The 11,326-nt window shown below is 50.1% G+C and carries 8 protein-coding genes and 3 pseudogenes; 8 read left to right on the top strand and 3 right to left on the bottom strand.

Annotated elements, in window-relative coordinates; translation table 11 throughout:
* The 3 genes and pseudogenes from ACTHSN_RS08860 to ACTHSN_RS08870 all read left to right on the top strand — a co-directional run.
* A partial coding sequence (locus ACTHSN_RS08860) for a YadA-like family protein (RefSeq protein WP_440365270.1) occupies positions 1–783 on the top strand: 783 nt, incomplete at its 5' end.
* Between the two features lie 223 nt (positions 784–1,006).
* A pseudogene (locus tag ACTHSN_RS08865) lies at positions 1,007–1,531 on the top strand (transposase); the annotation flags it as partial.
* A pseudogene (locus ACTHSN_RS08870) lies at positions 1,525–1,794 on the top strand (LysR substrate-binding domain-containing protein); the annotation flags it as partial. The pseudogenes ACTHSN_RS08865 and ACTHSN_RS08870, both read left to right, overlap by 7 nt.
* A gap of 57 nt (positions 1,795–1,851) precedes the next feature.
* Here ACTHSN_RS08870 and ACTHSN_RS08875 read toward each other — a convergent pair.
* The 3 genes from ACTHSN_RS08875 to ACTHSN_RS08885 all read right to left on the bottom strand — a co-directional run bounded on the left by ACTHSN_RS08875 (position 1,852) and on the right by ACTHSN_RS08885 (position 5,497).
* The gene (locus ACTHSN_RS08875; RefSeq protein WP_070461105.1) at positions 1,852–2,193 is read right to left on the bottom strand and encodes a hypothetical protein; all 342 of its coding nucleotides are present in this window, start codon (positions 2,191–2,193) and stop codon (positions 1,852–1,854) included.
* Between the two features lie 46 nt (positions 2,194–2,239).
* The gene (locus ACTHSN_RS08880; RefSeq protein WP_039861883.1) at positions 2,240–2,587 is read right to left on the bottom strand and encodes a hypothetical protein; all 348 of its coding nucleotides are present in this window, start codon (positions 2,585–2,587) and stop codon (positions 2,240–2,242) included.
* Between the two features lie 636 nt (positions 2,588–3,223).
* Positions 3,224–5,497 (bottom strand): Tex family protein, encoded by a 2,274-nt coding sequence (locus ACTHSN_RS08885; protein ID WP_070461102.1) that lies wholly within the window; start codon positions 5,495–5,497, stop codon positions 3,224–3,226.
* 129 nt (positions 5,498–5,626) lie between these two features.
* Here ACTHSN_RS08885 and galE point away from each other — a divergent pair, with 129 nt between their 5' ends.
* The 5 genes and pseudogenes from galE to ACTHSN_RS08910 all read left to right on the top strand — a co-directional run.
* A complete protein-coding gene (gene galE / locus ACTHSN_RS08890; RefSeq protein ID WP_003747972.1) occupies positions 5,627–6,643 on the top strand; it encodes a UDP-glucose 4-epimerase GalE in 1,017 nt (338 codons plus the stop codon).
* 116 nt (positions 6,644–6,759) lie between these two features.
* Positions 6,760–7,827, top strand: a complete 1,068-nt coding sequence (gene rfbB, locus ACTHSN_RS08895) for a dTDP-glucose 4,6-dehydratase (RefSeq protein WP_070461100.1) — start codon at positions 6,760–6,762, stop codon at positions 7,825–7,827.
* A gap of 73 nt (positions 7,828–7,900) precedes the next feature.
* Entirely contained in the window at positions 7,901–8,767 is an 867-nt protein-coding gene (gene rfbA, locus ACTHSN_RS08900; protein WP_049332928.1) for a glucose-1-phosphate thymidylyltransferase RfbA, read from the top strand.
* Positions 8,768–8,820: 53 nt separating this feature from the next.
* Positions 8,821–9,360, top strand: coding sequence for a dTDP-4-dehydrorhamnose 3,5-epimerase (gene rfbC, locus ACTHSN_RS08905; protein WP_070461113.1), 540 nt, complete (start codon positions 8,821–8,823; stop codon positions 9,358–9,360).
* A gap of 25 nt (positions 9,361–9,385) precedes the next feature.
* Positions 9,386–11,326: pseudogene (locus tag ACTHSN_RS08910) on the top strand (capsular polysaccharide biosynthesis protein); the annotation flags it as partial.

The following is an 11,326-nucleotide window of genomic DNA, read 5'->3' on the forward strand; positions in this document are numbered from 1 at the left end:
ATCGACGCCAATAAAGCAGCAATCGCTGAAAATACTGCCAAACTTGAAGAGCAAAAAGAAGCTAACGAAGGCTTCAACAATGCGATCGCCAGCTTGGATAAAGACATCGGTGATCTCGCATTAGCCGGTAAAGCAGCAGCTGACGCTTTAGAAGCTAACCGTCAAGACATCGACGCCAATAAAGCAGCAATTGAGACCAAAGCTGATAAGACTGCTGTAGAAAGCGTAAGAACAATAGCTGTTGAAGCTCAAAAATCAGCTCAAGTGGTAAAAGGTGCTGTTGAAGTTGCCCAAAAATCTGCTGAAACTGCTGAAAGCCATGCCAAAGCTGCAAAAACATCCGCTGATGCTGCCAATAATGTAGCAAGTGCGGCGCAAACTGCTGCTGCTCAAGCTCAAGATGCAGTTAAAGCTAATGCCACACAAGTTGCCGCTAACAAAGCCGATATTGCTACCCTGCAAACAGCAAGCAACCAACACGCTGCCGGTATTGCTAAAAACTCAGCGCGTATCGACAACTTGGACAAAAACGTAGCTAATCTGCGCAAAGAGACCCGCCAAGGTCTTGCTGCACAAGCAGCCCTCAGCGGTCTGTTCCAACCTTACAGCGTTGGTAAGTTTAACGTTACCGCTGCTTTGGGTGGTTTCAAATCTGACACCGCAGTTGCAGTCGGTGCAGGCTACCGCTTCAATGAAAACTTTGCAGCCAAGGCCGGTCTTGCAGTCGGCACCTCTTCAGGCGGCTCTGCATCTTACAACGTAGGCGTGAACTACGAATGGTAATACTGGTTTAGTGTTAAATAGGTATCAAACCCGCAGCTATGCTGCGGGTTTTTTGTTTTGTTTGGCGGGTTTGCTCAACTGGACATGAATCTCGAATAAAAGACTTATAGTGGATTGACTTTAAACCAGTACGGCGTTGCCTCGCATAGCCGTACTATCTGAGACCTTTGCAAAATTCCCCAAAATCCCCTAAATTCTCACCAAGACATTTAGGGGATTTTCCATGACCACCTTCTTCCAGCAAACTGCCCAAGCCATGATTGCCAAACACATCGACCGTTTCCCACTATTGAAGTTGGATCAGGTGATTGATTGGCAACCGATCGAACAATACCTGAATCGTCAAAGAACCCGTTACCTCCGAGACCACCGCGGCCGTCCCGCCTATCCCCTGTTGTCCATGTTCAAAGCCGTCCTGCTCGGACAATGGCACAGCCTCTCCGATCCCGAACTCGAACACAGCCTCATCACCCGCATCGACTTCAACCTGTTTTGCCGTTTCGACGAGTTGAGCATCCCCGATTACAGCACCTTATGCCGCTACCGCAATTGGCTGGCGTAAGACGACACCCTGTCCGAATTGCTGGAACTGATCAACCGCCAACTGACCGAAAAAGGCTTAAAAGTAAAGAAAGCATCCGCCGCCGTCATTGACGCCACCATTATTCAGACCGCCGGCAGCAAACAGCGTCAGGCCATAGAAGTCGATGACGAAGGACAAGTCAGCGGCCAAACCACACCGGAGAAAAAGCCATTCTCCATCTCTCCCCGGTTATCCGCAGCGACAACACACTGATGATACGCGAGCTGATTAAAGCAGGAGCAGGCATAGGCTATCAGCCCCTTTGGGCAGTTCAGCAGGAATTGAAGGACGGCACATTGATCCAACTCCTGCCCGATTACACCATCTGGACAGACCAACTGAACGCCACCTATGTCGACAGGGCATTTCTCAGTGCGAAAGTGCGCAGCTTTATCGACTTTCTCAATGAAAAAATATCGGAAGGATAAACATCAAGGCCGTCTGAAACACTTTTCAGACGGCCTTTAATCAAAGCAACAATCCAATCAATAATTGGTTGAGCAAAACTGTTCGCGTTTGTCCGCATCGGCGGCATAGCATGTCAAACCCATGCCTGACGCATTGCTGTTGTTCGCTTTCGCACCCGGTTTCTTGTTCACCAAAACCTTACCGTTTTTACCGATCTCCACGGTTACGCCTTTGCCGTTTTTCAGCTTCCATTTCAACACTTGCTCATCGGCACTTTGGCACTTGCTGACCGTACAGCCGCCTTCTGTCGCGACGTTGCCGTTTTTATAAATCACGCACTGCTGCTGGCTGTCGGTACAGGCCGCATATGCAGCAACGGAGAAACAGGAAATCAACGCGGCAAACAAAACAGGTTTCATGGTTTGAACTCCTAAGGTTGTGATGATGGATTTGTGATATTTGGAACTATACGCTTATTTGAAGATACCTACTACTCTTCAAATATGCATAAGTTGCAGCCATAGAAGCTGAAGCAACTGCCCCATTCAATTGATATGCAGCTCCCGTCAACATAGCACCAGCTGCATTTGCATTACCAGAGAGACCTGCATTGGCTACAGAAGCTCCCATAGCAGCACTTGTAGCGGCAAAAGATAAGGCTGCGATTGCAGCATCAAGGCCATCCAATGAATTTCTATCTGCTTCAGGCGTGGCTAAATATTTCTGAATATTATTAGCATTTTGAATCGCATCAGCAGTACTTAATCCATTTTCGCGTGCAATATTTAAAAAACTAAATCCAGCGTTTGGCATTCTCATACTCCAAATTTTAAACTAAAAACCACAACCCAAAAAACGGAAATACAAATTGCAAAAAATATAAATAAATTAATATACTGAACAATATAAAAAATCATATTAATTTGTTTAAAAAATTTACTTGACTCTGTAATATTACCAATAATAAACTTTACACTAGAGGAAAGAAAAAAAAGAGTGATCCCCCCACCATAGAATATATACTTATTAATTCTTACAAAAATAATAAAAATATCATAATATTCTATCCTGTATACATATAAAATTCCACCTAATAAAAAATAACATATCATAAAGATAAAATAAAAAATACATATAAAAATCTTTACCATATTTTAAAATTTCAACCGAAATATCTTTTATTAATTTAATAAATATAGAATGGGTTACAAACCCAATATTCAAAAGTAGTCTAAAACAATATCTGTTTTCCAATAATCTTTCATAACAATAACAAAATACTAAACAGATACTCAACTTGTAATTTTGATTAAAATACCATTACATCTAAAATCTACAATCCATTTCAGATAAACGGAATTTAACTAAAACAAACGTATCATTACAACTGTAAATGCCGGCAAAAGTTGTCTGAAAAGTTTTCAGACGACCTTTAATTGGTTTTCTACCTTACCGCTTCAACTTCGCAAACGCATCCGCCATCGCCGAATTGGTCGGGGCGCGGTCGTTGCGTTGGGGTTTGCGGTCGCGGCGTTCTTGATGTCGGGTTTCAGACGGCCTGTTGCCTTTGGCTGTGCCACCCAGTTCGTCATCCAACCGCATAGTCAGCGCAATGCGTTTACGCGCAGCATCGACTTCCAGCACTTTTACTTTCACCACATCGCCGGCTTTCACCACTTCACGCGGGTCTTGGACGAACTTGTTGGACAGGGCGGAGATGTGCACCAAGCCGTCCTGATGGACGCCGATGTCCACGAACGCGCCGAAGTTGGCAACGTTGGAAACCACGCCTTCGAGTATCATGCCGACTTGCAAGTCGCTGATTTCATGGATACCTTCAGCGAATGAGGCCGTCTGAAACTCGCCGCGCGGGTCGCGGCCGGGTTTTTCCAGCTCGGACAGGATGTCCAGAATGGTCGGCAGGCCGAAGCGTTCGTCGGTAAAGTCGGACGCTTTGATTTGCTTCACGCGCTCGCGGTTGCCGATGAGTTCGGCGGCGGTAATGCCTTGTTGCGCCAGCATTTTGGCAACTACAGGATAGGCTTCGGGGTGGACGGCGCTCGCGTCCAACGGCTCTTTGCCGCCGTTAATCCGCAAAAAGCCTGCTGCCTGCTCGAAGGTTTTTTCGCCCAAACGCGGTACTTTCAGCAATTTTTTGCGGCTGTCGAACGCGCCGTTTTCATCGCGGTAGGCAACAATATTTTGGGCAAGGGTTTGATTCAAACCGGAAATCCGCGCCAAGAGCGGGGCGGAGGCGGTGTTCACATCCACGCCGACGGCGTTCACACAGTCTTCGACCACTGCATTCAGCGATTTGGCGAGCTGGCTTTGGTTCACGTCGTGCTGATACTGCCCCACGCCGATGGATTTGGGGTCGATTTTGACCAACTCGGCGAGCGGGTCTTGCAGCCTGCGGGCGATGGACACCGCGCCGCGCAGGGAAACGTCCAAGTCGGGGAACTCGCGCGCCGCCAGTTCGGACGCGGAATAAATCGATGCGCCGGCTTCGGAAACGACGATTTTGTGCAGCCCCATTTCGGGCATTCCGCGCACCAGTTCGCCCGCGATTTTGTCGGTTTCGCGGCTGGCAGTGCCGTTGCCGATGGCGATGAGTTTCACGCCGTGTTGTTTAATCAGGCGCGACAGCGTTGCCAACATATTGTTTTCTTGATGCAAATAGACGATGACCGTATCCAGCAACTTGCCCGTGTCGTCCACCACGGCGCATTTCACGCCGTTGCGGTAGCCGGGGTCGAGACCCAAAGTAGTTATCCGTCCGGCGGGCGCGGCGAGCAGCAAGTCTTTGAGATTGCGGGCGAACACGGTAATCGCGTCGGTATCAGCGGCTTCTTTCAGACGATTTAGTGCTTCAAGCTCCAACGACAAAAAGATTTTCGCGCGCCAAGTCAGGCGCACGGTGTCGCGCAGCCATTTGTGGCCGTCTGAAACCTTAAAACGGCGGGCGATGATTTGCTCGTATTCGCTTTGCTGCGTAATCGGCGTGTCGTCGGGCTGGTATTTGAGCGCGATGTTCAACACGCCTTCGTTGCGGCCACGCAAAACCGCCAGCGCGCGGTGGCTGGGCATGGTGCGGATGGGTTCGCGGTGGTCGAAATAATCGCTGAATTTTTCGCCTTCGGTTTCTTTGCCTTCAACGACTTGCGCGTGGATTTCGGCTTCGTTCCACAGCTTGTCGCGCAGCGTGCCGATGAGTTCCGCGTCTTCGGCAAACTGCTCCATCAGAATCGCACGCGCGCCGTCCAGCGCGGCCTTGGTGTCGGGGACGTTTTCGTTCAGGTAGCCCTGCGCGGCGGCTTCCACGTCCTGCGGCTGCTCGGTAAGCAACACGTCCGCCAGCGGCTGCAAACCGTGTTCACGCGCGATTTGCGCTTTGGTACGGCGTTTGGGTTTATAGGGCAGATACAGGTCTTCCAGCGCGGTTTTGTTGTCGGCAGCTTCGATTTGCGCCCTGAGGTCGTCTGAAAGCTTGCCTTGCTCTTCAATACTTTTTAAAACAACGGCTTTGCGATCTTCCAATTCGCGCAGATATTGCAGCCGCTCGGCAAGCTGGCGCAGCTGCGTATCGTCCAGCCCACCCGTGGCTTCTTTACGGTAACGCGCGATAAAGGGTACGGTCGCGCCGTCGTCCAAAAGCTCAATGGCGGCATTGATTTGCGCGGTAGTGGCGGAGAGTTCTTGGGAGAGAATTTGGGTAATGTTCATATATTCCTTCATATTCCATCTGAACGATTGATAGGACAGCACAACGTAAGATAATTTTTGGGAAGACAAAGGATAATACTGATACACTTCATTCAAAACAAGATAACATATGCTGTATAAGGAAAACCAATGACTATTCTTATCACCGGCGGTACCGGCTTTATCGGTTCCCATACCGTTGTTTCCCTGCTGAAATCAGGCTTTAATGCTGTGATTTTGGACAATTTGTGCAATTCGTCTGCCAATATCCTCCCGCGCTTGGAAAAGATTACCGGCAAGTCTGTGCCTTTTTATCAAGGGGATATCCGTGATCGTGAAGTGTTGCGTCAAATCTTTGCAGAACACGATATTGATGCCGTCATCCATTTTGCCGGCTTGAAGGCCGTCGGTGAAAGCGTGGCCGAACCAATGAAATACTACGACAACAATGTGTCGGGCAGCTTGGTTTTGGCTGAAGAAATGGCGCGTGCCGGCGTATTTAAGATTGTGTTCAGCTCATCTGCTACGGTTTACGGCGATCCGGGTAAAGTACCTTATACGGAAGATATGCAACCGGGGGATACGACCAGCCCTTACGGTACGTCCAAGTCTATGGTGGAGCGCATTTTGACGGATATCCAAAAGGCCGATCCGCGCTGGAGCGTGATTTTGTTGCGCTATTTCAACCCTATCGGTGCGCATGAAAGCGGTTTGATCGGCGAGCAGCCAAACGGTATCCCAAACAATCTGCTGCCTTATATCTGCCAAGTGGCTTCAGGCAAGCTGCCGCAATTGTCGGTTTTCGGCGATGACTACCCTACCCCAGACGGTACGGGTATGCGCGACTATATCCATGTGATGGATTTGGCGGAAGGCCATGTGGCGGCCATGCAGGCGAAAAGCGATGTGTCGGGCGTACACCTGTTTAATTTGGGTTCGGGACGTGCTTATTCGGTATTGGAAATCATCCGTGCCTTTGAGGCAGCCTCCGGTTTGACTATTCCGTTCCAAATCAAACCGCGTCGCGATGGCGATTTGGCCTGTTTCTACGCCGATCCCGCCTACACCAAAGCGCAGACCGGTTGGGAAACCAAGCGCGATTTGGCGCAGATGATGGAAGACTCATGGCGTTGGGTCAGCAACAATCCAAATGGCTACGACGATTAAGTTGAACTGATACAGGCCGTCTGAAAGAGATGTTTTCAGACGGCCTCTTTATCTGAAAAACACACTTTCTGTCTGCTATAATCCGTTTATATTATTTTGACTATCCTCTGAAACTTATGAAAAAAATCCTTGTTACCGGCGGCGCGGGCTTTATCGGTTCTGCCGTTGTCCGTCATATTATCCCAAACACCCAAGACTCTGTCGTCAATGTCGATAAGCTGACTTATGCCGGCAATTTGGAATCTTTGACTGAGGTAGCCAATAATCCTCGCTATGCTTTTGAACAAGTGGATATTTGCGACCGCGCCGAACTCGACCGCGTATTCGCACAACACCAGCCTGATGCCGTGATGCACTTGGCTGCGGAAAGCCATGTCGACCGCTCTATTGATTCGGCAGGCGAGTTTATCCAAACCAATATCGTCGGCACATTCAATCTGCTTGAAGCGGCCCGAGCCTACTGGCAACAAATGCCGTCTGAAAAGCGCGAAGCCTTCCGTTTCCACCATATTTCTACCGATGAAGTCTATGGCGATTTGCACGGCACAGACGATTTGTTTACCGAGACCACGCCATACGCGCCGTCCAGTCCCTACTCTGCTTCTAAAGCGTCCAGCGACCACCTCGTCCGCGCATGGTTGCGTACTTACGGTTTGCCGACCATCGTAACCAACTGCTCCAACAACTACGGCCCCTACCATTTTCCGGAAAAACTCATTCCTTTGATGATTCTGAACGCGCTCGACGGCAAACCACTGCCCGTTTACGGCGACGGTATGCAAATCCGCGACTGGCTGTTTGTCGAAGACCACGCACGAGCACTGTATCAGGTTGTTACCGAGGGTGTTGTCGGCGAAACCTACAATATCGGCGGCCACAATGAAAAAGCCAATATTGAAGTCGTCAAAACCATCTGCGCCCTGCTGGAAGAGCTTGTTCCTGAAAAACCGGCCAGCGTGGCGCGTTATGAAGATTTGATTACTTTCGTACAAGATCGCCCCGGCCATGACATGCGCTACGCCATCGATGCTGCCAAAATCGGCAGGGAGCTGGGCTGGAAACCTCAGGAAACATTCGAATCCGGCATCCGCAAAACAGTGCAATGGTATTTGGACAACAAAACCTGGTGGCAAAACGTATTGAACGGCAGCTATCGTTTAGAGCGTTTAGGCACCGGAAAATAAGTTTTCAGACGGCCTGTTCCCATATTAGGCCGTCTGAAAATCATGCAAACACACACTACTCAGGAGAAAACCCATGAAAGGCATTATCCTTGCCGGCGGCAGCGGCACTCGCCTCTACCCCATCACGCGCGGCGTATCCAAACAACTGCTGCCCGTGTACGACAAGCCCATGATTTACTATCCCCTGTCCGTATTGATGCTGGCAGGAATCCGCGATATTTTGGTCATTACCACGCCCGAAGACAACGCCTCTTTCAAACGCCTGCTTGGCGACGGCAGCGATTTCGGCATTTCCATCAGCTATGCCGTTCAACCCAGTCCGGACGGCTTGGCACAGGCATTTATCATCGGCGAAGAATTTATTGGCAACGACAATGTTTGCTTGGTTTTGGGCGACAATATTTTCTACGGCCAATCGTTTACGCAAACATTGAAACAGGCTGCCGCCAAGACCCACGGCGCAACCGTATTCGGTTATCAGGTTAAAGATCCCGAGCGTTTCGGCGTGGTTGAATTTGACGAAAACTTCAACGCCCTGTCTATCGAAGAGAAACCGCAACAGCCCAAATCCGATTGGGCGGTAACCGGCTTGTACTTCTACGATCAACGCGTCGTCGAATTCGCCAAACAAATCAAACCGTCCGCCCGTGGCGAATTGGAAATCTCCGACCTCAACCAAATGTATTTGGAAGACGGTTCATTGTCGGTACAACTTTTGGGACGCGGTTTCGCATGGTTGGACACCGGCACCCACGAGAGCCTGCACGAAGCCGCTTCATTCGTCCAAACCGTGCAAAACATCCAAGACCTGCAAATCGCCTGTCTGGAAGAAATCGCTTGGCGCAACGGTTGGCTTTCTGATGAAAAACTGGAAGAGCTGGCGCGCCCGATGGCGAAAAACCAATACGGCCAATATTTGCTGCGCCTGTTAAAAAAATAATGTTTGAGGCCGTCTGAAACTTTTCAGACGGCCTTTAGATGAAAGATAAAACGATGAACATCATTGATACCGCCATTCCTGACGTAAAACTGCTTGAGCCCCAAGTCTTCGGCGACTCGCGCGGCTTTTTTATGGAAACCTTCCGCGACGAGTGGTTCAAAACCCAAATCTGCGACCGCACCTTCGTGCAGGAAAACCATTCCAAATCCAGTAAAGGCGTATTGCGCGGCCTGCACTATCAAACTGAAAACACACAAGGTAAACTCGTACGCGTGGTTGTCGGCGAAGTATTCGACGTGGCCGTCGATATGCGTAAAGACTCCCCCACTTTCGGCAAATGGGTAGGCGAAATTCTGTCCGCAGAAAACAAACGCCAACTGTGGGTACCCGAAGGTTTCGCTCACGGCTTCTATGTATTGAGCGATGAAGCCGAGTTCGTCTATAAATGTACAGACTATTACAACCCCAAAGCCGAACACTCGCTGATTTGGAATGATCCGACCGTCGGCATCAACTGGCCGTTGCAAGGCGAGCCGAACCTGTCGCCTAAAGACTTGGCAGGCAAAGTATTGGGCGAAGCCGTAACGTTTTAAAAAATAATTCAGGCCGTCTGAAAGAATGCTCCTCTTTTCAGACGGCCTACAATCCATTAATAACAATAATCGACGAAAACGCATTGTGAAAAACGCCTACATTCCCTCTCGCGGCATCCGCAAAATCCCCCATCTCTCCACCCTATTGCCTGAGTTTCATATCTGCAAAGATGGAAAAGGAGCAGAGGCTGTGGTCGGCTGGGGTTTGCGCCCGACGACACACAAAGCGCGTACTTTCGCCGCTGAACACCGGCTTCCCTTTATTGCGTTGGAAGACGGCTTTTTACGCTCGCTCGGACTGGGTGTCGCCGGTTATCCGCCCTATTCCATCGTCTATGACGACATCGGCATCTACTACGACACCACACGTCCTTCTCGTTTGGAACAACTGATTCTTGCCTCCGATACCATGCCGTCTGAAACCTTGGCTCAGGCGCAGCAGGCGATGGATTTCATCCTGCGACATCATCTATCCAAATACAACCACGCGCCCGAACTTTCAGACGATCATCCTTTACGTTCCCCATCCAAGCCCGAAACCGTCCTCATCATCGACCAAACCTTCGGCGATATGGCCATCCAGTATGGCGGCGCAGACGCCTCTACGTTTGAACTGATGTTTCAGACGGCCTTGAATGAAAACCCGCAAGCCGATATCTGGGTCAAAACCCATCCCGATGTTTTGTGCGGCAAAAAACAAGGCTATCTGACCCGGCTGGCGCAGCAACACCGCGTCCATCTTTTGGCAGAAGACATCAATCCGATTTCTTTGTTGCAAAACGTCGATAAGGTTTATTGCGTTACCTCACAAATGGGTTTTGAGGCGCTTTTGTGCGGCAAACCGCTGACCACCTTCGGCCTGCCGTGGTATGCCGGATGGGGCGTGAACGACGACCGCCATCCTAAAATCGATAGCCTTGTTCGAACCCAACGACGCGCCCCCGCAACTTGCTGCAGCTCTTCGCCGCGGCCTATCTGCAATACAGCCGCTACCTCAACCCCAATACCGGCGAAGCAGGTAGCCTCTTTGATATCATCGACTATCTGGCAACGGTCAAACGTAAAAACGACAAATTGCGTGGCGAGTTGTATTGTGTCGGCATGTCTTTGTGGAAACGCGCGGTTGCCAAACCATTCTTTAACGTACCCTCTTGCCGTCTGAAATTTATCTCCTCCACCCAAAAACTGGCCGGAGTCAAACTGTCCGATGATGCACGCATCCTTGCCTGGGGCAACGGTAAAGAGGCCATCGTCCGTTTTGCCGAACAACACCACATCCCCCTGCTGCGCATGGAAGACGGCTTTATCCGCTCGGTCGGGCTTGGTTCTAATTTAGTCCCGCCGCTGTCGCTCGTTACCGACGATATGGGCATTTATTTCAATGCCGAAATCCCGTCCCGTCTTGAACACATCCTGCAAAACCAAAACTTCGACGATCAAGACTTTCAGACGGCCTTGAAGCTGCAAAAAATGTTGACCGAAAACCACATCAGCAAATACAACGTCGACAGCTCAGACTTTACCGCTCCATCAACCGACAAAACCGTGATCCTCGTTCCCGGCCAGGTTGAAGATGATGCGTCTATCCGCTACGGTTCGCCCCGAATCTATCGCAATCTGGATCTGCTTCGTACCGTACGCGAACGCAATCCCGATGCCTATATCATCTACAAACCGCATCCCGATGTAGTCAGCGATAACCGTATCGGCCATATTTCCCCTGAAGATACGGCACGATATGCCGACCAAACCGCCGAGCAAGCAGATATCCTGACCTGTCTCCAATACGCAGACGAAGTACATACCATGACTTCGCTGACCGGTTTTGAAGCCTTGTTGCGCGGCAAAAAAGTCAGCTGCTATGGCCTGCCTTTCTATGCAGGCTGGGGGCTTACCCAAGATCTGCTGCCCATTCCACGCCGCAGCCGCAGGCTTGAGCTTTGGCAGCTGATTGCCGGCACGCTCA

The organism is Neisseria sp. P0009.S010, from assembly GCF_051958545.1.
GTDB classification, from domain to species: domain Bacteria; phylum Pseudomonadota; class Gammaproteobacteria; order Burkholderiales; family Neisseriaceae; genus Neisseria; species Neisseria subflava_A.